The organism is Pantoea eucrina (assembly GCF_020079945.1).
Lineage (GTDB): Bacteria > Pseudomonadota > Gammaproteobacteria > Enterobacterales > Enterobacteriaceae > Pantoea > Pantoea eucrina.
The window spans coordinates 623,778-645,425 of sequence record NZ_CP083448.1; the positions used below are offsets into that span (position 1 = coordinate 623,778).

The window sequence follows — 21,648 nt, forward strand, 5'->3', positions numbered from 1 at the left end:
CGCGCGCAGCTTCGCCTAGAATCTTTGCGTCTGATAATCATTATCGTTTTCATTCGCCCGCATTGTTCATCTGTTGAGAGACTCCTTCATGAGTGCGCGAACTACTTTTTTCCGGCCGGAGCTGACGCCTCGTCGCCCGCTGGCTTTATTTATTGCGTTAACACTGGGTACGCTGAGCGCGCAGGCGCTGGCAGAAGAGACTGTTGTTGTCACCGCTGCCGATACCGGCACGGTGGCACAGGAGAGCGCCTGGGGCCCGGCCCCGACCATTGCGGCGAAGCAGAGCGCCACCGGCACCAAAACCGATACGCCGATTGAAAAAAACCCGCAGTCGGTTTCGGTGGTGACGCAGGAAGAGATGGCGATGCATGCCGTCACCAGCGTTAAAGGGGCATTCAACTATACCCCTGGCGTACTGACCGGTAACCGCGGCAGTTCGGACGTGATTGATGCACTCTCAATTCGCGGCTTCAGCGAAACCAACACCAATCAGTATCTGGATGGCCTGAAACTGCAGGGCGACAACTACTCAGAATTCGCCCTCGATCCCTGGTTCCTGGAGCGTGCGGAGCTGCTGCGCGGCCCGGTATCGGTGCTCTATGGAAAAAGTAATCCGGGCGGCGTAGTGGCGCTGGTCAGCAAGCGCCCCACGCAGGAGACGCTGCATGAAGTGCAGTTCCAGATGGGCAATGACAATCTGTTCTCAACCGGCTTCGATTTCGGCGGCGCGCTCGATGACGCAGGCGTCTACAGCTATCGTCTGACCGGCCTCGCGCGCAGCGCTGATGCGCAGCAGGCGATGAACAAAGAGAAGCGCTACACCATTGCGCCTTCATTCAGCTGGCGTCCGGACGAAAATACGCGTTTTGACCTGCTGACTTACTTCCAGAATGAACCGGAAACCGGCTATTACGGCTGGCTGCCGCGCGAAGGCACGGTGGTGGGCATCACCCGCCCGGACGGCAGCAGTTACAAACTGCCGACCCATTTTGATGAAGGCGAAGAGAGCAACAAGATTTCGCGCAACACCAAAATGGTCGGGTACAGCGTTGAGCATAGCTTCAGCGATACCTGGACGGTGCGGCAGAACCTGCGCTATGCCGAACTGCGTACGGATTACCGCAGCATTTATGGCTTCGGTTATAACCCTGATAATCAACGTATTACCCGTAATGCGGCATTCTCGAAAGAGAAACTCAACCAGTTCGCGGTTGATACGCAGGCCCAGGCTAACTTTGCTACCGGTGATTTAGCTCATACCTTGCTGCTGGGCGTTGATTTCCAGCGCACCCGTAACGACATTGATGGTCAGTTTGGTGTCGCCAGTGGTCTTAGCCCATTCAATCCGCAATATGGTGATGACAGCTATACCCCTTATACCAATCCTTATCAGCATTTAAATCAGCAGCGCCAGACTGGCCTGTATGCGCAGGATCAAATGGAATGGAACCGCTGGGTGTTAACACTCGGTGGCCGCTACGATTACGCGATGAACTCCGTTACCGATCGGGTGGAAAATTCCGTAGACCGTCAGAATGATCAGGCATTTACCTGGCGCGGCGGGGTTAACTACGTATTCGATAATGGTATTGCACCTTACTTCAGCTATAGCGAAGCGTTCATCCCGAATGCTGGTGCGACAGGGAACGGTCAGGCGTTCGATCCTTCACGCGCTAAGCAGTATGAGGCAGGCGTAAAATATGTGCCGAAAGATCGTCCGATTGTTATGACGGCCGCTGTGTATCAGCTCACCAAAACCAAAAACCTGACGGCCGATCCTGATAATCCGCAGTTTAGCGTGCAGAGCGGCGAAATCCGTTCACGCGGCGTGGAGCTGGAAGCGAAAGCCGCGGTGAACGCCAGCATCAACCTGACGGCGGCTTACTCTTATACCGATGCGGAATACACCGAAGATAACTTGCTGAAAGGCCGCACGCCGGTGCAGGTGCCGAAGCACATGGCATCGCTGTGGGGCGACTACACCTTCCATGACACGGCGCTATCGGGCGTAACTATCGGTGCCGGTGTGCGTTACGTCGGTGAAAGCAAAGGATTGTATGCCAGCGGTAGCAACGCGAACCAGAACTTCGATGTCGCCGCTTACACCACGGTAGACGCCGCGCTGAAGTACGACCTGGGTCGCTTCGGCCTGCCGGGTTCGACTGTGGGCGTCAACGTCAACAATCTGTTCAATCGTGACTACGTCGCCAGCTGCTACCGCGACTACGCCTGCTACTGGGGCGCTGAGCGCCGTATCGTGGGTACCGCTACCTTCCGTTTCTGAGACTGATATCCGGGCGCGCTGCGCCCGTTAGCCAGGGAGTACCATGCTGCATTCGCACTACGCCGAAACCACTTTTGCGCTGGATAGTGCCAGCTTTCACGTGCCGGGGCGCACGCTGCTGCATCCGCTGTCGCTTACGTTTACACCGGGAAAAGTGACCGCACTGATTGGCCATAACGGCTCGGGAAAATCGACCCTGCTGAAAATGCTGGGGCGCCATCATGCTGCGACGGCAGGAGAAGTGCTGCTGAACGGCGAACCGGTGGCGCACTGGAACAGCAAAGCGTTTGCACGTCAGGTGGCCTATCTGCCTCAGCAGCTGCCTGCGGCAGAAGGCATGACGGTGCGCGAACTGACGGCGATGGGGCGCTATCCGTGGCACGGTGCGCTGGGACGTTACGGCGCGGAAGATCGCAACCGGGTTGAGGAGGCGATTGCGCTGGTGGGGCTGAAACCCTTTGCCGGCCGTCTGGTGGATAGCCTCTCCGGCGGCGAGCGTCAGCGCGCCTGGCTGGCGATGCTGGTGGCGCAAAATAGCCGCTGCCTGCTGCTGGATGAGCCGACGTCGGCGCTGGATATTGCGCATCAGGTTGAGGTGCTGGCGCTGATCCAGCGGCTGAGCCGCGAGCGCGGACTCACCGTGATTGCCGTGCTGCACGATATCAACATGGCGGCGCGCTACTGCGACAGGCTGGTGGCGCTGCGTCAGGGCGAGGTTATCGCCGAAGGGGAACCGGCGGCGATCATGCAGGCTGACGTGCTGGGCACGATCTACGGTATTCCGATGGGCATACTGCCGCACCCGCAGGGCGGCGCGCCCGTCAGTTTTGTTCGCTGAGGAGCAGGGATGATCTCACTGACCCGTCGTCGTCTGCTGACGGCGCTGGCGCTCTCGCCGCTTATGCAGTGCGCGCCGCTGCGTGCTGCCGTGCCGGACAATTCACGCATTCTGGCGCTGGAGTGGCTCTCAGCTGAACTGCTGATGGCGCTGGGCGTGGCACCGCTCGGCGTGGCGGATGTACACAACTACAATATCTGGGTTGGCGAGCCGCCGCTGCCCGCCAGCACCGTCGATCTTGGCCTGCGTGGTGAACCTAATCTGGAGCTGATGACGCAGCTGGATCCCTCGCTGATCCTGTACTACAGCGGCTTTGGTCCGTCAGCAGAAACGCTGCAGCATATCGCCCCGACGCTGGGTTTTTCGCTTCACAGCGGCGACGGCAAGCCGTTCAGCGCCGCGCAACACTCGCTGCGGCAGCTGGGCGCGCACATTGGACGCGAGGCGCAGGCGGAGCAGCATCTGCAGGAGACCGGACAGCAGCTGGCGGCGGCACGGGTGCGCCTGCAGGGATGGGCCGGACGACCAATCCTGCTGATGTCGCTGCTCGACAGCCGGCACGCCATTGTTTTCGGGCAGAACAGCCTGTTTCTGGATGTCATGCAGCGGCTCGGTCTTACCAGTGCCTGGCAGGGTGAAACCAGCTACTGGGGCAGCGCGGTCATCGGCCTGGAGCGGCTGGCTGAAGTGGGCAACGTTGAGGTGCTCTGCTTTGACCACGATAATCAGCGCGATATGCAGCAGGTGACCCGCACCGCGCTGTGGCAGGCGCTGCCGTTTGTGCGTGCTGGCCGCTTCCGGCGCGTGCCGGCCGTATGGTATTACGGTGCCACGCTGGCAGCCCTGCGATTTGTACGCGTGCTGGAAAGCGCGCTGGAGTCCCGTTAATGCGTATCTCTCTTTTTCCCGCCGCGCTGCTGAGTGCGATATTTGCTATCGCTCTGCTGCTGACCTTTATCAACCTGCAGCACGCGCTGCCGCTGGCGCAGTGGCCGCAGGCGTTTTTGACGCCCGATATCGATGCGATTCGCCAGATGGTCTTTCACTACAGTCTGCTGCCGCGTCTGGCACTGGCGCTGCTGCTCGGCGCCGGACTGGGACTGGCGGGCCTGCTGTTTCAGCAGGTGCTGCGTAATCCGCTGGCAGAGCCTGCCACGCTGGGTATCTCCTCCGGCGCTCAGCTGGGCATTACCGTTGCCACGCTGTGGCAGCTGCCGGGTGGTGAGCTTACGCAGCAGTTTGCGGCGACAGGTGGTGCGCTGCTGGTCGGCGTGCTGGTGTTTGGCGTGGCGTGGGGCAGACGGCTTTCACCGGTGACGCTGATCCTCGCCGGACTGGTTCTGAGCCTGTATGCCGGCGCGGTCAATCAGGTCTTTGCCATCTTTAATCACGATCAGCTGCAGAATATGTTCCTCTGGAGCACCGGGGCGCTTAATCAGCTCGACGGGCACAACGTGGCGCTGCTCTGGCCCCGGCTGCTGCTGGCGTTTGTGCTGACGCTGGCGCTGCTGCGTCCGCTGACGCTGATGGGACTGGATGATGGCGTGGCAAAAAATCTTGGCCTGTCGCTTTCCATCGCGCGCGTTGCCGCGCTGGCGCTGGCAATTCTGCTCAGCGCGCAGCTGGTGAACATTGCCGGCATTATCGGTTTTATTGGGCTATTTGCGCCGCTGCTGGCAAAAATGCTGGGTGCGCGGCGGCTGCTCAGCCGCATTCTGCTGGCTCCGCTGATTGGTGCACTGCTGCTGTGGCTGGCCGATCAGTCGGTGCAGTTGCTCACGGTGTACTGGCGTGAGATTTCGACCGGCACGGCGACGGCGCTGACCGGGGTGCTGCTGCTGCTGTGGCTGCTGCCGCGGCTGCGTGCCGGCTCTCAGCCGCCGGAGATGAACGCCGGGGATCGGGTGCCGGCCGAGCGTCAGCGTGTGCTGCGCTGGGTGCTGACGGGGCTGGCGGTGCTGCTGCTGCTGACCGTTGCGGGTATCAGTTTTGGCCGTAACGCTACGGGCTGGGCATGGGTAAGCGGTGACATGCTGCAGCAGCTGCTGCCGTGGCGCGCACCGCGCGTGCTGGCGGCGCTGGCGGTGGGAATGATGCTGGGCGTGGCGGGTACGCTGATCCAGCGTCTGACCGGCAACCCGATGGCCAGCCCGGAAGTGCTGGGTATCAGTTCCGGGGCGGCGTGCGGCGTGGTGCTGATGCTGTTTTTTGTGCCGGGCGATGCGCTGGCGTGGCTGCTGCCGGCAGGGATAGCCGGAGGCGCGTTAACGCTCGGCGTCATTATGCTGGTTGCCAGCCGGGGGGGCTTTTCGCCGCAGCGTATGTTGCTGGCGGGGATGGCGCTGAACAGCGCGTTTGCCACGCTGCTGATGCTACTGCTGGCGAGCGGCGATCCGCGCATGGAGGGGCTACTGAGCTGGATCTCCGGCTCCACCTATAGCATCACGCTGTCGCAGGCGCTGCAGAGTGCGGTCATCGCGCTGATACTGGTCGCTTTGGCGCCTCTGGCAAGCCGCTGGCTGACGCTGCTGCCGCTTGGCAGCGCCACCGCCCGCTCCGCGGGGATGTCACTGACTGCCTCACGATTGCTGCTGCTGCTGCTGGCCGCCGCGCTGACCGCCGCCGCGACGCTGACGGTCGGACCGCTGAGCTTTATCGGGCTGATGGCACCGCATATTGTGCGTATGCTCGGCTTCCGGCGCGCGCTGCCGCAGATGATGATGGCTGGCGTAACCGGCGCCGGGCTGATGCTGGTGGCTGACTGGTGCGGCCGGATGCTGGCGTTTCCGGATCAGATCCCGGCAGGGCTGATGGCAACCTTCTTTGGCGCCCCCTATTTCATCTGGCTGCTGCGCCGCGCGTGACAGAAAAAAGGTGCGCCGTGGCGCACCTTTTTGTTATGGCCTGCCAGGGCAGGGCGGGTCGCTCCTCAGAGCAGTCCGGCGTTACAGCTGGGCAAAGCAGCGACGCGCTGCGGCAACGGTACGCTCAATATCTTCCGGCGTGTGCGCCAGCGACATAAAGCCCGCCTCGTAGGCGGAGGGGGCCAGGTAGATCCCCTCGCTCAGCATCAGATGGAAGAAGCGCTTAAAACGCTCTGTGTCACAGCGAGTGACATCTGCATAGCAGGTCACGCTTTCAGCATCGGTGAAGAACAGACCAAACATGCCGCCCACGTGGTTTACCACCAGCGGGATATTTTCCGCCTGCGCGGCAGCCAGCAGGCCCTCAGCCAGCTGCGTGGTTAGCGCGGTCAGCGTGGCGTGCGTGCCTGGCTGAGCAATCTGCGTCAGGCAGGCAAAACCGGCTGCCATCGCAATCGGGTTACCCGACAGCGTGCCCGCCTGGTAGACCGGACCTGTAGGTGCCAGCGCTTCCATCACGTCGCGACGGCCACCAAATGCGCCGACCGGCATGCCGCCGCCGATGATTTTACCGAGGCAGGTAAGGTCAGGCATCACGTTGTAGTAGGTCTGCGCGCCGCCCAGCGCCACGCGGAAACCGGTCATCACCTCATCAATAATCAGCAGGGCACCAAACTCGTCGCACAGCGCGCGCAGGCCTGGCAGGAAGTCAGGCTGCGGCGGGATACAGTTCATGTTGCCGACAACCGGTTCCACGATGATACAGGCGATATCGTCCGGATACTCTTCAAACGCCGTGCGGACAGAGGCGAGATCGTTATAGGTGCAGGTCAGCGTATGGCGGGCAAAGTCAGCCGGCACGCCTGGGGAGTTCGGCTGACCCAGCGTGAGTGCACCGGAACCCGCTTTGACCAGCAGGCAGTCGGCATGACCATGGTAGCAGCCCTCAAACTTGATAATTTTATCGCGATGGGTAAAGCCGCGCGCCAGGCGGATGGCGCTCATGGTCGCTTCCGTACCGGAGTTCACCATGCGCACCATATCCATACCCGGCATCAGCTCGCACACCAGCTCCGCCATTTTCACTTCCATCTCAGTCGGCGCACCAAAGCTCAGGCCGCGCGCGGCAGCCTCAATGACCGCGTTGCGGATGGTCGCGTTATTGTGGCCCAGTACCATCGGGCCCCAGGAGCCGACATAGTCGATATAGGCTTTACCATCTGCGTCATACAAAAAGGCGCCATCGGCGCGTTCAATAAACAGAGGTACGCCGCCGACACCGGTAAACGCGCGCACCGGGGAGTTCACGCCGCCCGGGATCAGACGTTGTGCTTCGGTGTATAGATTTTCTGACTTACTCATGGTTTGGCTCCGGCTGTCTGGAAAAATTCATCCCGTCATTCTACGGGAAGATGCCGCGACGGTGAACCGCCGCGCAGCGCGCAGCAGGGGCCTCGCGCACGCAGGGTTTAAACTGTAGTTCATTTCAGGGGCACACAGTGTCAAGGGTGCTACTTGATTGCACCGGGCGGCTGGCAGATAATAGCGTGATTAAGGTTGTTTTCTGACCTGGACGTTTACGCGGAGTAAAACATGAGTGATGACGTAGCAGCGCTGCCTTTGCAGTTTACCGATGCAGCAGCCAATAAAGTAAAAAATCTGATTGCGGATGAAGAGAATCCGGCGCTGAAACTGCGCGTCTATATCACCGGCGGCGGTTGCAGCGGCTTCCAGTATGGTTTTACCTTTGATGACCAGATGAACGATGGCGATATGACCATCGAAAAGCAGGGCGTATCGCTGGTAGTGGATCCAATGAGCCTGCAGTATCTGGTGGGCGGATCGGTGGACTACACCGAAGGTCTGGAAGGTTCGCGCTTTATTGTTACCAACCCCAATGCTAAAACCACCTGCGGCTGTGGTTCCTCTTTCAGTATCTGATGCCAGTCTGGCTGCCGTTCCGGCAGCCAGTTCTACCACTCAATAGTGACTAATTGTGTTGTGTCGTGCCGGCGCGCATCGCCCGTGAGCGTCTGCCGGGAAATACGCGGCTGAGCGCCGCTACCGCCCGCGCAGTCAGCGGCGGGCAGCCCCGGTGCACTGGCGGATGAGACAGTGCAGCGTGACACGATAGTCAGCGACACCGCAATCGAGCCGCTGGTGCCAGCCGCCATGGCGGACGCCGCGCCCGCCAGCATAATGGCCAGCAGTACAGCTCGGGTCATGATTAATTCCTGGTGTAGTCAAAAGCGCGTTGCGCTAAAAGGGCACGTAGCTTACGTGGCTGCCGTGCCTGCTCTCTTCATTGTCGACATATGCGGGCTGAACTTTATGCGCGGGCGCTTATTTTTTTAGCGGATGCAGCGCAGCGCAGAGCTGCTGCGCGGCCAGCAGCAGGCGCGGACCGGGGCGGCTCAGCCAGTCGGGGTTAATGGCAATCACCGGTACGCTGAGCTGTGAGCGCCAGAACCGGGTGATGCTGGCGGCCTGTGCGGTATCGCCGCTGATGACAATCGCTTGCGGCTGCCGTATCAGCACCTGCTCCCGGCTGACCTGCGGCCAGCTAACCCGGCTGTCGGCAAAAATATTCTGCCCGCCGCACAGCGTGACGATCTCATTTTGCAGCGTATTACGCGAAGCGGTAAACAGCGGCTGCTGCCCGAACTGCAGAAACAGCGCCACCGGAGTCGCGTGCCGGTAGCGCTGGCGCAATGCGGCTTCCTGCGCCCGCAGCGCCTGCGCGGCTGAAACAGCCTGCTCAGGCCGCGGGCTCCAGCGCGCCAGCGACTGCACGCTATCCATCATCTCATCCAGGCTTTGCGGATCGATCCATACCACCCTGACGCCAGCGTGCTGCAGCTGTTCAATCTGACGAGCCGGGTTACCGCCACGCCACGCCAGTACTACGTCTGGTTTCAGTTGCAGCACCTGCTCAACGCCGATGCCCTGCCAGTTCGCTACCTGCGGCAGCGTCTGGGCAGCGGGTGGATAGTCGGACCAGGCGCTGACCGCCACCGGTGTGATACCGGCGGCAAAGGCCATCTCTGTAAGATGCGGGGCGAGGGTAATGACGCGCGGAGCCGCTAACACCAGGCCGTTGCAGAGCAGCAGCAGCCCGGCGAGCAGCCACTTAGCCATGCGTCAGACGGGCAAGCAGGCGCTCTGTCATCAGAGAGGATTGTCTGGCCGCCACGCTGAGAAACTCATCAAAACTCAGGTGGGAGGTTTTATCGGCGACGTCAGAGATGGCGCGTACCACGACAAACGGCACGTTAAACTGGTGACAAACATGACCAATGGCGGTGGCTTCCATTTCTACGGCAATCGCCTGCGGAAACTGTGAGCGGATGCGTGCCAGCGGCTCTGCACCGTTGATAAACGCGTCGCCGCTGACCACCAGGCCGCGCACGGCGTTCAGCTGCAGCTCGCTAATTGTCTGCTCAGCGGCCGTCACCAGCTGGCTGTCGGCCACAAACGCTTCCGGGCAACCTGCCATCTGACCCGGCACATAGCCAAAAGCGGTGACGTCGGCGTCGTGATAGCGTACTTCATCAGATACCACGATATCCCCGACCTGCAGCGTCGGCGCAAGGCCACCCGCAGAGCCGGTGTTGATCACCAGATCGGGTTTGCAGAGCTGCAGCAGCAGGGTGGTGCCCAGCGCGGCGGCCGTTTTCCCGATTCCTGATTTCAGCAGGGCAACCTCAACGCCATTCAGGGTACCGGTATAGATTTCACATCCGGCCAGCTTCAGCGTCTGACGGTTTTCAATTTTGTCACGCAGCAGGGTAACTTCCTGCTCCATCGCGCCAATAATGCCTGCTTTCATAAAGAATCTCGCTGTGTTTATAGATGTTTAAGAGGAAACTGAGGCATAGTCTATCATGGCTTCAGAGCGATGAATTCACCAAAAAGAGGGCCCGCTATGGTGGCGATTAATTTCAGGAAGAAGATCGGTTTCACGCGCCCTTATACCAGCCGTAAAGCGCCGGAAGGCGAATACGCGATCACCCGCCATTTTGAGAGCGATCGGGGCCGGATCATTAACTCCGCCGCTATCCGCCGGCTGCAGCAAAAAACCCAGGTATTCCCGCTGGAGCGCAACGCAGCCGTACGCTCGCGACTGACTCATTCGCTGGAGGTCCAGCAGACCGGCCGCTACATTACCAAGGAGATTCTCCATACCCTGAAAACCCAGGGCGGCGGGCTGGAGCAGTATGGCCTGGACGGTTTTGAAGGGGCTACAGAGACGCTGGTCGAGATGGCCTGTCTGCTGCATGACGTCGGCAACCCGCCGTTTGGACATTTTGGCGAAGCGGCGATTAATGACTGGTTCGAAGATAATCTGCCGGCAGAGCTGGTGGATCCGCTGGTCGCCGGCGTGGCCAGCGACGAACAGCAGGCTGACTTTAACGAACTGAATGCAATGATTCGTCAGGATCTGTGCAATTTTGAGGGGAATGCACAGGCGATTCGGCTGGTCCATACGCTGCTGCAGCTTAACCTTAGCTATGCCCAGGTCGCCTGCATTCTGAAATATACTGCCCCCGCCTGGTGGCAGGGTGAGAAGCCGGCTGAATTCAGCGTCCTGATGAAAAAACCCGGCTTTTATCTCTCTGAACGGGAATATATTGCGGAGCTGCGCGTCGCCACCGATCTGGCGGAACATCATCGCTATCCGCTGACCTGGATAATGGAGGCGGCGGATGATATTTCATACTGTATTGCCGACCTGGATGATGCCGTTGAAAAAGCGATATTTACCGTGGATACGCTCTATCACGCGCTGGTTAAAGCCTGGGGGCCGCTGATTCCCGGTGATGCATTTAGCCGCACCATTGGTGAGGCCTGGAAAGAGGCGAATCAGAAAAAACGGCGCAGCATCAGCGATCAGTTTTTTATGTCGCTGCGCGTAAACGTGCAGAATCTGCTGGTAGGCCATGCGGTGCGGCGCTTTGTCGATAACCTGCCGGCCATTTTCTCCGGCAATTTTAATCACGCCCTGCTGGAAGATGATGGTGATGAAGGGCGGCTGCTGAAGCTGTTTAAAACCGTGGCGCGTCAGCAGGTATTTAATCATCCTGAAGTAGAGCAGCTGGAGCTGCAGGGCTACCGGGTAATTAAAGGCCTGCTGGAGATCTATCAGTCGCTGATGCAGCTCAATTATGAGCAATTTACCACCTTAATGAATGATGATTATCTGGCGGGCCATCCTATTGAGACGCGCCTGTTCCATAAGCTCTCCGGTAAACATCGTAAGGCGTACCAGCAGCAGATGCGCGCGCGCGTCGTTGAGCATAAATATCAGCGGCTGTTATGGGAGCGCTATTATCGCTTCCGCCTTATTCAGGATTATATCAGCGGCATGACGGATAATTATGCGTGGGACGAATATCGCCGGATGATGGCGGTAGAATAGGGCCAGTTTTGTAAAGACGACGCATAAATATTTACCTTTAGGCAAAACTTTATCGCCTTTTTTGCGTATAAAATTTATCTCCGTTATGACGGCCACAGCAATGGTCAGGCTGCAACTTTCAGAGAGAAAAAACGAATGAAAAAAAACAGATTGATGCTGAGTGCGCTGGCACTGAGTCTGAGTATGGCGTGCGCGCCTGCTGCAGTATTTGCCGCTGAAACGGCGTCCTCCTCCAGCCAGCAGCTGCCCAGTCTGGCACCCATGCTGGAAAAAGTGATGCCTTCCGTGGTGAGCATCAACGTTGAAGGCAGCACTGCGGTAAAAACGCCGCGCATGCCGCAGCAGTTTCAGCAGTTCTTTGGCGATAATTCGCCTTTCTGTCAGGATGGATCGCCTTTTCAGGGATCGCCGCTCTGTCAGGGTGGCGGTGGCGCAGATGATGGCGCACCGGGCAATGCACAAAAACAGCCGTTCCGCGCACTCGGTTCCGGCGTCATTATTAACGCAGAGAAAGGCTATGTGGTTACCAACAACCACGTAGTGGACAACGCCACAAAAATTCAGGTTCAGCTCAGCGACGGCCGCCGCTATGAGGCCAAAATCATCGGTAAAGATCCGCAGTCTGATATTGCCCTGATCCAGCTGCAGGATGCGAAAAACCTCACGGCGATTAAAATGGCCGATTCCGATACGCTGCGGGTAGGTGACTATACCGTTGCGATCGGCAACCCTTACGGGCTGGGTGAAACCGTGACCTCCGGCATCGTCTCTGCGCTGGGCCGCAGCGGCCTGAATGTGGAGAATTACGAGAACTTTATCCAGACTGACGCCGCCATCAACCGCGGCAACTCGGGCGGTGCGCTGGTCAATCTGAACGGCGAGCTGATCGGGATTAACACGGCTATTCTGGCACCGGATGGCGGTAACATCGGCATCGGCTTTGCTATTCCCAGCTCGATGGTGAAAAACCTGACGGCGCAGATGGTGGAGTTTGGCCAGGTTAAACGCGGTGAGCTGGGGATCCTCGGCACCGAGCTGAACTCAGAGCTGGCGAAAGCGATGAAGGTTGATGCCCAGCGCGGCGCCTTTGTCAGCCAGGTTCTGCCTGGTTCTGCGGCGGCAAAAGCGGGCGTGAAAGCCGGCGACGTCGTGGTTTCACTGAATGGCAAGCCGCTGAGCAGCTTTGCTGCCCTGCGTGCTGAAGTGGGCTCGCTGCCGACGGGCACCAAACTTCAGCTGGGTCTGCTGCGCGAGGGTAAATCCCAGAGCGTGACGGTAGAGCTGCAGCAGAGCACCAAAGATAAAGTGCAGTCGGCGACCATTTACACCGGTATTGAAGGCGCCGATCTCAGCAACGTGGAGAGCAATGGCCACAAAGGGGTGCGCGTTGACAGCGTGAAAGCAGGCAGCGCGGCCGCGCGTATCGGCCTGAAGAAAGGTGACATCATCCTCGGGGTTAACCAGCAGGCGATCGATAACCTGGGTGAACTGCGTAAAATTCTCGACACGAAACCGCCGGTACTGGCGCTCAACATTCTGCGCGGTGACGCGTCGCTTTATCTGCTGATGCAGTAATTCTCCCTGCATAAACCGGGCGGGCTGCGGCTCGCCTTTTTTCTTTTGTGCGCCCGGTAACATTTTCCGCAATCTCTCCGCCACTATGTGCAATTGCACAATGTCAGCCGTCAGCAGGATGCGTATTCTGTCGGTTTGCCCCTTGCTCAGGAAGTGATCCATGGCAACCTCTCATCTTGATGCGCGTCTGGCGCAGGATATCGTTGCGCGCACCATGAAAATTATCGACAGCAACGTCAACGTGATGGATGCGCGCGGGCGCATTATCGGCAGCGGCGATCGTGAACGTATCGGCGAGCTGCACGAGGGCGCGCTGCTGGTACTGTCGCAGGGCAGGGTGGTGGATATTGATGAAGCGGTAGCAAAGCATCTGCACGGCGTGCGGCCTGGCGTCAATCTGCCGCTGCGCATTGAAGGCAGCATCGTGGGAGTCATCGGGCTGACCGGAGAACCTGCTGCCCTGCGGCATTACGGCGAACTGGTCTGTATGACGGCGGAGATGATGCTGGAACAGGCGCGGCTGCTGCATCTGCTGGCGCAGGATAGCCGCCTGCGCGAAGAGCTGGTGCTTAACCTGATCCGCAGCGACACACTCTCGCCGACGCTGAACGAATGGGCGCAGCGGCTGGGCATCGATCTTAACCAGCCGCGTGTGGTGGCGGTAGTGGAAGTGGATAGCGGCCAGCTGGGCGTAGACAGCGCAATGTCAGAGCTGCAGCAGCTGCAGACGCTGCTGACCACGCCGGATCGCGATAACCTCATTGCCATCGTATCGCTGACGGAGATGGTGGTGCTGAAACCCGCGCTGAACGCTCACGGCCGTTACGATCACGACGATCACCGCCGGCGCGTTGACCAGCTGCTGCAGCGTATGAAAGAGAGCGGTCAGGTGCGTATGCGGATTGCGCTGGGCAATTATTTCCCCGGACCGGGCGGCATTGCGCGCTCGTGGCGTACTGCCCGCACCACTATGTCAGTGGGCAAGCAGCGTATGCCGGAGCAGCGCAGTTTTTTTTATCAGGATCTGGTGCTGCCGGTACTGCTCGACAGCCTGCGTGGCGGCTGGCAGGCCAGCGAGCTGGCGCGTCCGCTGGAAAAACTCAGAAGCATCGATACCAACGGTTTATTACGGCGTACGCTGCTCGCCTGGTTCAGCCATAACGTGCAGCCTGGCGCCACGGCACGCGCGCTGTTTATTCATCGTAATACGCTGGAGTATCGTCTGAACCGGATTTCAGAACTGACCGGACTGGATCTCGGCAATTTCGACGACCGGCTGCTGCTGTATGTGGCGCTGCAGCTGGATGAACGGGCGTAAAAAAGGCCAGCAGCGCTGGCCTGAGTGCGATGTGTAAACGGATCAGCGGCTGTTACGGGTCAGCTGATCGAGATCGGCTTCAATCTCAGCGATCTTATTAGAGACCACGCTCTCCAGATGGCGCAGATCGTCGAGGATCTTGCGCTTCAGATCCACCTCAACCCGATCGCGCTGGCAAATCTGATCCAGCTCATCGATAACGTAACGCAGGTTGGGGCTGATCTCCTGAATTTCACGGAAGCCCTGACCGTTATGTTCGGCCACCACGGTTTTGCGCTGGCGCGGATATTTGAATTTCACGCTCTTGGCAAAAAATTCGCCTTTATCTTTGCGGAAATAGATTTTCAGGATGTCGTTGTTCGCTTCCTGACGCAGACTGTAACGATCGATGTCTTCAGGATTGCTGATACCTAAGCTTTTCAGATTGTCATACATGGCGTTTAAATTTCCTCTGAGAGTGAGTGAGCGCGCAGACATGTCATCAATCGTTCCAGGTCGGATCCGGAACGCTTACGGCATACTTATAAACTTTAGACGAAAAACCGGGTCAGACAGTGCGCGTCCGGAGTTAACTGGCGCGGATTATGGACTGTTTGAAAAGTAAACGCACCAGTTAATTTGCGGCGCAAAACAAGTTGTATCAGGCGGGGTGTAAAGAAAAAATGACGGCACCGTTGCCAGTGCCGTCATGAGTAAGAAAAGCGCTCAGAGAAGTTAATCGATAGTACGCAGCAGTTCGTTGATACCCGTTTTGCTCAGCGTCTTAGCGTCAACTTTTTTCACGATTACCGCGCAGTAGAGGCTGTAGCTGCCATCTTTCGACGGCAGATTACCTGAGACCACTACTGAACCAGCCGGGACGCGGCCGTAGTGAACTTCACCGGTTTCGCGATCGTAAATTTTGGTGCTCTGGCCGATATAAACGCCCATTGAGATCACCGAACCCTCCTCGACAATCACGCCCTCAACGATTTCGGAACGTGCGCCGATAAAGCAGTTATCTTCGATGATGGTTGGATTAGCTTGCAACGGCTCCAGTACGCCGCCAATGCCCACGCCGCCGGAGAGATGCACGTTTTTGCCAATCTGCGCACAGGAGCCCACGGTGGCCCAGGTATCAACCATGGTACCTTCATCGACAAAAGCCCCGATGTTGACGTAGGAAGGCATCAGCACGGTGTTACGCGCAATAAAAGCGCCCTGGCGTACGGCTGCTGGTGGCACCACGCGGAAACCTGCCGCTTTAAAGCGCGCATCGTCCCAGCCGGCAAATTTCATCGGCACCTTGTCATAAAAGCGGGTTTCAGCCCCTTCCATAACCTGATTGTCATTGATGCGAAACGACAGCAGCACCGCTTTTTTCAGCCACTGATGCGTTACCCATTCGCCATCGATTTTTTCAGAGACGCGCAGTTCGCCGCTGTCCAGCAGACCAATCACCTGATTGATCGCTTCACGGGTGGCACTGTCGACGCTGGCGGGCGTGATGTCAGCACGGCGCTCAAAGGCGGATTCAATAACGCTCTGTAACTGTTGCATAGCTATTTCCTGAGTCTGTCATACGGATGCCCGGACGTGTCCGGACAGGATTCAATTTATCTGTGCAGTGTGATTCAGGACACTTTATCGTTTGGATTAAGGGCCTCTGTCAACCGTTGTTGTAACACATCGCGCATTTCTGCATTCAGCGCGCGCCGTTCGCTATTGGCGAGGATAAAGAGATCCTCAACCCGTTCGCCGATGGTGCTGATGCGCGCACCGTGCAGCGACACGCCGAGATCGGCAAAGACTTCACCTACCCGGGCAAGCAGTCCTGGCTGATCGAGCGCGATCAGCTCCAGATAGCTGCGCCGGTCGGTGTGGGTCGGCAAAAATTTCACGTCAGTGTCCACGCTGAAATGTTTCAGGCGCGCGGACTGGCGACGGGTACGCGGCGGCACCCACTCCTGCTGCGTAATGGCCTGCTGTAATGCCTGAATAATCAGCGGGTGGCGATCGGGTGAAAGCGGACTGCCATCGGGTTCGAGGACGATAAAGGTATCCATTGCCATGCCGTCACGGCTGGTAAAGATTTGCGCGTCGTGCACGCTGAGATTACGGCGGTCGAGTTCACCCGCTACGGCGGCAAACAGATAGGGGCGATCCGGGCTCCAGATAAAAATCTCCGTGCCGCCGCGCGTCGCCTGCGGGCTGACCAGCACCAGCGGCTGGCTGAGGTCGTGGTCAATCAGATGACGGGCGTGCCACGCCAGCTGATTAGGCGTATGGCGCAGAAAATAGTCGGCGCGGCAGCGGCTCCAGATATGGTGCAGCCGCTCTTCATTGAGGTTCTCCATGCGCAGCAGCGCCAGCGCCTGCAGACGATGGTGGCGCACCCGCTCGCGCAGATCCGGGCTATTTTCCATGCCGCGTCGCAGCTGCTTCTCGGTAGCAAAAAACAGCTCGCGCAGCAGGCTCTGCTTCCAGCTGTTCCACAGGCTCTCATTGGTGGCGCAGATATCGGAGACGGTGAGGCAGACCAGATAGCGCAGGCGATTCTCATTCTGCATTATCTCGGCGAACTGCTGGATCACCGTAGGGTCCTGAATATCGCGACGCTGGGCGGTGACCGACATCAGCAGATGATGACGCACCAGCCAGGCCACCAGCTGGGTCTCCCGGGAGTTGAGGTTGTGCAGCTCAGCAAACTCCAGCGCATCCTGCGCGCCCAGTATTGAGTGATCGCCGTTGCGGCCTTTGGCAATATCATGGAGCAGCGCTGCCATCAGCAGCAGCTCCGGCTGGGGCAGGCGCGGCCAGAGTTCCACACACAGCGGATGCTTTGGCCGCGTGCTCTCATCGGCGAAGCTCTCCAGCTTCTGCAACACGCGAATGGTGTGCTCATCCACCGTGTAGGCGTGAAACAGATCAAACTGCATCTGGCCGACCACGTTGCCCCAGAGCGGCGTATAGGCGGAGAGTACGCTATGGCGATGCATCGGCAGCAGCGCGCGTTTTACCGCGCCGGGATGACGCAGAATCGCCATAAAAGTGCGGCGCGCCTCAGCAATCTGGCACAGCGGCTGCCGCAGATGGCGGCGCGCATGACGCAGCTGGCGCAGGGTAGTGGAGTAGATCCCGGTAATTGAGGCGTTGCGTACCATGACATAAAACATGCGCAGAATGGCCTGCGGCTCGCGCTGAAACAGATCCGGGTCGCGCAGGTCAATCAGGTCGCCGCGTAGCTGAAAATCATCATCCAGCGCACGCGGCTTTTCGGTCGCTGGCAGGGCGAGGATCGCTTCATCAAACAGCTGCAGCAGCATCTGGTTCAGCTCGCTAATGCGGCGCGTTACGCGGTAGAAATCTTTCATCATGCGCTCAACCGGCTCGTTGCCTTCGCCGGAGTAGCTGAGGCGATGCGCGACGGTCAGTTGCCGATCAAAAAGCAGGCGGTTGTCGTAGCGTGGCAGCGTCAGATGCAGGGCGAAGCGGATGCGCCAGAGAAACTCCTGACACTCGTCGATCTCATTGCGCTCCGCTTCGGTCAGGAACCCAAAGCCCATCATCTCATCCATGGTGGTGGCACCAAAATGGCGACGCGCTACCCACTGCAGGGTATGGATATCGCGCAGGCCGCCCGGACTGCTTTTGATATCGGGTTCGAGATTGTAACTGGTGCCGTGGTAACGCTGATGGCGCTCCTGCTGCTCTTCAATTTTGGCAGCAAAAAAGCGCGATGAGGGCCAGAAGCCTTCGCTGAAGATATTCTTCTGCAGCTCAAGAAACAGCGCAACGTCGCCGGTCAGCATGCGCGACTCAATCAGGTTGGTTGCCACGGTGAGATCGGATAAGCCCTCCAGCAGGCACTCCTCAAGCGTGCGCACGCTGTGTCCCACCTCAAGCCGCAGATCCCACATAAGCGTGATCAGTTCAGAGGTGCGCTGCGCGGCGGCCTCATCAAGGGGCTGACGGCTGAGGATCAGAATGTCGATGTCCGACAGCGGATGCAGCTCGCCACGGCCATAGCCGCCCACCGCGACCAGCGCCATATCACTTAGCGTATCAAAACCGAAGAAACGCCACAGCCGTCGCAGCAGACGATCGATAAACAGCGTGCGCGTGTCGATCAGCGACTCCACGTCGCTGCCGGCATCAAAGGCGAGGCTCAGCGCGTGCTGAAACTGCTCCAGCGCGGCTTTCAGCTGTTCACGCGTTAGCGCGTCGTCAGCCCAGCCGGCGGGTGAATCGGTGAGAATTTTGTATACTGCCTCGGTCACGTTACCGCTCATCAACATGCCCCTTCGCGCATTAAAAAGCCGGCATTAAGCCGGCTCAGTGGGTAGCAGAGAGAGGATCAGACGTTTTCCAGCCGCGCCGGAATAGTGTCATCCTCACGCAGCGTCAGAATCTCACAGCCAGTTTCTGTCACCACAATAGTATGCTCATACTGCGCGGACAAGCTGCGATCTTTGGTTTTCACCGTCCAGCCATCCTTCATGGTGCGGATGCGGTAATCGCCTGCGTTAACCATCGGCTCCACGGTAAACGTCATGCCGGCCTGCAGCACCACACCGCTGTCGTCGGCGTCATAGTGCAGCACCTGCGGCTCTTCATGGAAGCCTTTGCCAATACCGTGACCGCAATACTCACGCACCACGGAGAAATCCTGCGCCTCAACGTATTGCTGGATCGCGCGTCCCAGCTCACGCAGGCGAATGCCTGGCTTAACGAGACGCAGAGCGATATAGAGGCTCTCCTGCGTCACGCGGCAGAGGCGCTCGCCGAGGATAGTGGGTTTGCCGACGATAAACATTTTTGAGGTATCACCGTGATACTCATCTTTAATGACGGTGACATCAACGTTCACGATATCACCCTCTTTCAGGACGCGATCGTCGCTGGGAATACCGTGGCACACCACCTCGTTTACCGAGATGCAGACCGATTTAGGGAAGCCGTGATAGCCAAGGCAGGCAGAAACCGCCTGCTGCTGCTGTGTGATGTGCTCGTGGCAGAGGCGATCAAGCTCACCGGTGGTCACACCCGGCACAACGTGAGGGGCGATCATTTCCAGCACTTCAGCGGCCAGGCGGCCCGCCACGCGCATTTTTTCGATTTCGTCAGGAGTTTTAATTGAGATAGCCATGAATTTTTCCGCAATCGCCGAAATTTTCGACAATAATGAGTTCTGTGGCAGTCATGTTAGCAGGCAGCAAATGGGCTGCCAAATCGGGATTGCCGCACACGTTTTGCGCTAACAACCGCTGGCGTATTTATACCTGTTATGGTATAAAGCGCGCCGACGATTCTCTGCTGTCTTACGAAAGCGAGACGGCAGGAAGCGCATAAATCTCATTATGTGTACTAAAACACACATGTATCGACACATACGCCGGGGTGCCTTGAAAGAGGTCGGTCGTATGGGATACATGGAGGCCCAACCCCAAACATACTTTAGAGGTAATCATGGCAACTGTTTCCATGCGCGACATGCTCAAGGCTGGTGTTCACTTCGGTCACCAGACCCGTTACTGGAACCCAAAAATGAAGCCATTCATTTTTGGTGCACGTAACAAGGTTCACATCATCAACCTTGAGAAAACTGTACCAATGTTCAACGACGCTCTGGCTGAGCTGCAGAAGATCTCTTCTCGCAAAGGTAAAATCCTGATCGTTGGTACCAAGCGCGCTGCTGCTGAAGCGGTAAAAGAGTCAGCTCTGAGCTGCGACCAGTTCTTCGTTAACCACCGCTGGTTAGGTGGTATGCTGACTAACTGGAAAACCGTTCGTCAGTCAATCAAACGTCTGAAAGATCTGGAAACTCAGTCTCAGGACGGCACGTTCGACAAACTGACCAAGAAAGAAGCACTGATGCGTGCTCGTGAGCTGGCCAAGCTGGAAAACAGCCTGGGGGGTATCAAAGACATGGGCGGTCTGCCAGATGCGCTGTTTGTTGTTGATGCTGACCACGAACACATCGCAATCAAAGAAGCAAACAACCTGGGTATCCCGGTATTTGCTATCGTTGATACCAACTCTGATCCAGATGGCGTTGATTTCGTTATCCCTGGTAACGACGATGCGATCCGTGCTGTAAGCCTGTACCTGACTGCTGTTGCCACTACCGTGCGCGAAGGCCGTTCACAGGACCTAGCTGAGCAGGCTGAAGACGCGTCTTTAGAAAACGCTTAATAAGGATTGCTCTTTCTGAGAGCCCTTAGACATCAGATGTTATCTGTATAAGGGGCCGCACAGGCCCCTTTTATTTATCTCCGTCTGTCGCGCTCCCTGTTACGGGCTGGCGGGGCAGAGTAAATTTTCCGCAACAGGTTTCTGCGCGTGCGCACGCACCCGGAAACGAACCGAGGATTCTGGAATGGCTGAAATTACCGCTGCATTGGTAAAAGAACTGCGTGAGCGTACTGGCGCAGGCATGATGGACTGCAAAAAAGCGCTGACCGAAGCGAACGGCGACATCGAGCTGGCAATTGAAAACATGCGTAAGTCTGGCGCAATCAAAGCTGCGAAAAAAGCAGGTAACGTTGCAGCTGACGGCGTGATCAAAACCAAAATCGTTGATGGTTACGGTGTGATTCTGGAAGTTAACTGCCAGACTGACTTCGTTGCTAAAGATGGCGGTTTCCAGGCGTTTGCTGACAAAGTTCTGGATGCAGCTACTGCCGGCAAAATCACCGACGTTGAAGCGCTGAAAGCACAGTTCGAAGAAGAGCGTGTTGCACTGGTTGCTAAAATCGGTGAGAACATCAACATCCGTCGCGTAGCAGTACTGGAAGGCGCTCAGCTGAACAGCTACCAGCACGGCGCGCGTATCGGCGTTCTGGTTTCTACCACCGCTGCTGATGAAGAGCTGAGCAAGCAGATCGCAATGCACGTTGCGGCAAGCAAGCCAGAGTTCGTTAAGCCAGAAGATGTTTCTGCTGACGTGGTTGAGAAAGAGTACCAGGTACAGCTGGATATCGCGATGCAGTCTGGCAAGCCAAAAGAGATCGCAGAGAAGATGGTTGAAGGCCGTATGAAGAAATTCACCGGCGAAGTCTCTCTGACTGGTCAGGCTTTCGTTATCGACCCAAGCAAAACTGTGGGTCAGGCGCTGAAAGAGAAAGGCGCAGATGTCATCAACTTCATCCGCTTTGAAGTGGGCGAAGGCATTGAGAAAGTTGAAACCGACTTTGCAGCTGAAGTGGCTGCGATGTCCAAACAGTCTTAATGAGTGACCGGAACCGCCGCGAGGCGGTTCTTTTTTGTCTGCGTTTTGGCGCAGTGATTTTCAGTCTCATCCCAATAGCTTTTTTGACGCGCTAAGCGGATGATCCACCAGATTTAACTTCTCATTCATCTTATCCTCCA

18 protein-coding genes are annotated in these 21,648 nt (G+C 57.9%); 10 read left to right on the forward strand and 8 right to left on the reverse strand.

The window, feature by feature from the left end:
* Positions 1 to 88 precede the first annotated feature (88 nt).
* From fhuA to fhuB, 4 genes are read left to right on the forward strand one after another with little or no spacing between them, the layout of a single operon-like run.
* A complete protein-coding gene (gene fhuA, locus LAC65_RS02810; protein ID WP_039382677.1) occupies positions 89 to 2,284 on the forward strand; it encodes a ferrichrome porin FhuA in 2,196 nt (731 codons plus the stop codon).
* A gap of 43 nt (positions 2,285 to 2,327) precedes the next feature.
* Positions 2,328 to 3,122, forward strand: coding sequence for a Fe3+-hydroxamate ABC transporter ATP-binding protein FhuC (gene fhuC / locus LAC65_RS02815; protein WP_039382680.1), 795 nt, complete (start codon positions 2,328 to 2,330; stop codon positions 3,120 to 3,122).
* A gap of 9 nt (positions 3,123 to 3,131) precedes the next feature.
* A complete protein-coding gene (gene fhuD / locus LAC65_RS02820; RefSeq protein ID WP_071669056.1) occupies positions 3,132 to 4,010 on the forward strand; it encodes a Fe(3+)-hydroxamate ABC transporter substrate-binding protein FhuD in 879 nt (292 codons plus the stop codon).
* On the forward strand, positions 4,010 to 5,986 hold the full coding sequence (gene fhuB / locus LAC65_RS02825; RefSeq protein WP_039382686.1) for a Fe(3+)-hydroxamate ABC transporter permease FhuB: 1,977 nt from the start codon (positions 4,010 to 4,012) through the stop codon (positions 5,984 to 5,986). Before fhuD ends, fhuB begins: the two co-directional genes overlap by 1 nt.
* Positions 5,987 to 6,067: 81 nt before the next feature.
* Here the strand turns inward: fhuB and hemL are convergent, their stop codons facing one another.
* On the reverse strand, positions 6,068 to 7,348 hold the full coding sequence (gene hemL / locus LAC65_RS02830) for a glutamate-1-semialdehyde 2,1-aminomutase (RefSeq protein ID WP_224144822.1): 1,281 nt from the start codon (positions 7,346 to 7,348) through the stop codon (positions 6,068 to 6,070).
* Between the two features lie 231 nt (positions 7,349 to 7,579).
* Between hemL and erpA the strand changes: the two genes are divergently transcribed.
* The gene (erpA, locus tag LAC65_RS02835) at positions 7,580 to 7,927 is read left to right on the forward strand and encodes an iron-sulfur cluster insertion protein ErpA (RefSeq protein ID WP_039382693.1); all 348 of its coding nucleotides are present in this window, start codon (positions 7,580 to 7,582) and stop codon (positions 7,925 to 7,927) included.
* Between the two features lie 32 nt (positions 7,928 to 7,959).
* Here the strand turns inward: erpA and LAC65_RS02840 are convergent, their stop codons facing one another.
* From LAC65_RS02840 to mtnN, 3 genes are all read right to left on the reverse strand, one after another.
* Positions 7,960 to 8,211, reverse strand: a complete 252-nt coding sequence (locus tag LAC65_RS02840; protein WP_039382696.1) for a hypothetical protein — start codon at positions 8,209 to 8,211, stop codon at positions 7,960 to 7,962.
* A 118-nt stretch (positions 8,212 to 8,329) separates the two neighbouring features.
* Positions 8,330 to 9,124 (reverse strand): vitamin B12 ABC transporter substrate-binding protein BtuF, encoded by a 795-nt coding sequence (gene btuF, locus LAC65_RS02845; RefSeq protein ID WP_039382699.1) that lies wholly within the window; start codon positions 9,122 to 9,124, stop codon positions 8,330 to 8,332.
* The gene (gene mtnN, locus LAC65_RS02850) at positions 9,117 to 9,815 is read right to left on the reverse strand and encodes a 5'-methylthioadenosine/S-adenosylhomocysteine nucleosidase (protein WP_039382702.1); all 699 of its coding nucleotides are present in this window, start codon (positions 9,813 to 9,815) and stop codon (positions 9,117 to 9,119) included. The genes btuF and mtnN overlap by 8 nt, the downstream gene beginning before the upstream one ends.
* A gap of 96 nt (positions 9,816 to 9,911) precedes the next feature.
* Between mtnN and dgt the strand changes: the two genes are divergently transcribed.
* The 3 genes from dgt (at position 9,912) to LAC65_RS02865 (ending at position 14,298) form a co-directional block, all read left to right on the forward strand.
* The gene (gene dgt / locus LAC65_RS02855) at positions 9,912 to 11,405 is read left to right on the forward strand and encodes a dGTPase (RefSeq protein WP_039382705.1); all 1,494 of its coding nucleotides are present in this window, start codon (positions 9,912 to 9,914) and stop codon (positions 11,403 to 11,405) included.
* A 135-nt stretch (positions 11,406 to 11,540) separates the two neighbouring features.
* Positions 11,541 to 12,980: a serine endoprotease DegP gene (degP, locus tag LAC65_RS02860; RefSeq protein ID WP_039382707.1), complete on the forward strand. Its 1,440-nt coding sequence runs from the start codon at positions 11,541 to 11,543 to the stop codon at positions 12,978 to 12,980.
* 160 nt (positions 12,981 to 13,140) lie between these two features.
* Positions 13,141 to 14,298 (forward strand): CdaR family transcriptional regulator, encoded by a 1,158-nt coding sequence (locus LAC65_RS02865; RefSeq protein ID WP_071669051.1) that lies wholly within the window; start codon positions 13,141 to 13,143, stop codon positions 14,296 to 14,298.
* A gap of 42 nt (positions 14,299 to 14,340) precedes the next feature.
* On the opposite strand, the gene LAC65_RS02870 is transcribed toward LAC65_RS02865, so the two are convergent.
* From LAC65_RS02870 to map, 4 genes are all read right to left on the reverse strand, one after another.
* On the reverse strand, positions 14,341 to 14,733 hold the full coding sequence (locus tag LAC65_RS02870; RefSeq protein ID WP_039382714.1) for a DUF3461 family protein: 393 nt from the start codon (positions 14,731 to 14,733) through the stop codon (positions 14,341 to 14,343).
* A 279-nt stretch (positions 14,734 to 15,012) separates the two neighbouring features.
* Positions 15,013 to 15,837 (reverse strand): 2,3,4,5-tetrahydropyridine-2,6-dicarboxylate N-succinyltransferase, encoded by an 825-nt coding sequence (gene dapD / locus LAC65_RS02875; RefSeq protein ID WP_039382717.1) that lies wholly within the window; start codon positions 15,835 to 15,837, stop codon positions 15,013 to 15,015.
* 74 nt (positions 15,838 to 15,911) lie between these two features.
* Entirely contained in the window at positions 15,912 to 18,569 is a 2,658-nt protein-coding gene (glnD, locus tag LAC65_RS02880) for a bifunctional uridylyltransferase/uridylyl-removing protein GlnD (RefSeq protein ID WP_039382720.1), read from the reverse strand.
* A 65-nt stretch (positions 18,570 to 18,634) separates the two neighbouring features.
* Positions 18,635 to 19,426 (reverse strand): type I methionyl aminopeptidase, encoded by a 792-nt coding sequence (gene map / locus LAC65_RS02885; protein ID WP_039382722.1) that lies wholly within the window; start codon positions 19,424 to 19,426, stop codon positions 18,635 to 18,637.
* A gap of 320 nt (positions 19,427 to 19,746) precedes the next feature.
* Between map and rpsB the strand changes: the two genes are divergently transcribed.
* Positions 19,747 to 20,472: a 30S ribosomal protein S2 gene (rpsB, locus tag LAC65_RS02890; protein ID WP_039382724.1), complete on the forward strand. Its 726-nt coding sequence runs from the start codon at positions 19,747 to 19,749 to the stop codon at positions 20,470 to 20,472.
* Between the two features lie 184 nt (positions 20,473 to 20,656).
* Positions 20,657 to 21,508 (forward strand): translation elongation factor Ts, encoded by an 852-nt coding sequence (gene tsf / locus LAC65_RS02895; RefSeq protein ID WP_039382726.1) that lies wholly within the window; start codon positions 20,657 to 20,659, stop codon positions 21,506 to 21,508.
* Positions 21,509 to 21,648 lie beyond the last annotated feature (140 nt).

Coding starts and splice junctions, on each gene's coding strand:
- dapD (WP_039382717.1), bottom strand. CDS start 15,837: ATGCAACAGTTACAGAGCGTTATTGAATCCGCCTTTGAGCGCCGTGCT.
- fhuC (WP_039382680.1), top strand. CDS start 2,328: ATGCTGCATTCGCACTACGCCGAAACCACTTTTGCGCTGGATAGTGCC.
- LAC65_RS02865 (WP_071669051.1), top strand. CDS start 13,141: ATGGCAACCTCTCATCTTGATGCGCGTCTGGCGCAGGATATCGTTGCG.
- fhuA (WP_039382677.1), top strand. CDS start 89: ATGAGTGCGCGAACTACTTTTTTCCGGCCGGAGCTGACGCCTCGTCGC.
- tsf (WP_039382726.1), top strand. CDS start 20,657: ATGGCTGAAATTACCGCTGCATTGGTAAAAGAACTGCGTGAGCGTACT.
- dgt (WP_039382705.1), top strand. CDS start 9,912: ATGGTGGCGATTAATTTCAGGAAGAAGATCGGTTTCACGCGCCCTTAT.
- erpA (WP_039382693.1), top strand. CDS start 7,580: ATGAGTGATGACGTAGCAGCGCTGCCTTTGCAGTTTACCGATGCAGCA.
- LAC65_RS02870 (WP_039382714.1), bottom strand. CDS start 14,733: ATGTATGACAATCTGAAAAGCTTAGGTATCAGCAATCCTGAAGACATC.
- rpsB (WP_039382724.1), top strand. CDS start 19,747: ATGGCAACTGTTTCCATGCGCGACATGCTCAAGGCTGGTGTTCACTTC.
- glnD (WP_039382720.1), bottom strand. CDS start 18,569: ATGAGCGGTAACGTGACCGAGGCAGTATACAAAATTCTCACCGATTCA.
- fhuB (WP_039382686.1), top strand. CDS start 4,010: ATGCGTATCTCTCTTTTTCCCGCCGCGCTGCTGAGTGCGATATTTGCT.
- hemL (WP_224144822.1), bottom strand. CDS start 7,348: ATGAGTAAGTCAGAAAATCTATACACCGAAGCACAACGTCTGATCCCG.
- degP (WP_039382707.1), top strand. CDS start 11,541: ATGAAAAAAAACAGATTGATGCTGAGTGCGCTGGCACTGAGTCTGAGT.
- LAC65_RS02840 (WP_039382696.1), bottom strand. CDS start 8,211: ATGACCCGAGCTGTACTGCTGGCCATTATGCTGGCGGGCGCGGCGTCC.
- btuF (WP_039382699.1), bottom strand. CDS start 9,124: ATGGCTAAGTGGCTGCTCGCCGGGCTGCTGCTGCTCTGCAACGGCCTG.
- fhuD (WP_071669056.1), top strand. CDS start 3,132: ATGATCTCACTGACCCGTCGTCGTCTGCTGACGGCGCTGGCGCTCTCG.
- map (WP_039382722.1), bottom strand. CDS start 19,426: ATGGCTATCTCAATTAAAACTCCTGACGAAATCGAAAAAATGCGCGTG.
- mtnN (WP_039382702.1), bottom strand. CDS start 9,815: ATGAAAGCAGGCATTATTGGCGCGATGGAGCAGGAAGTTACCCTGCTG.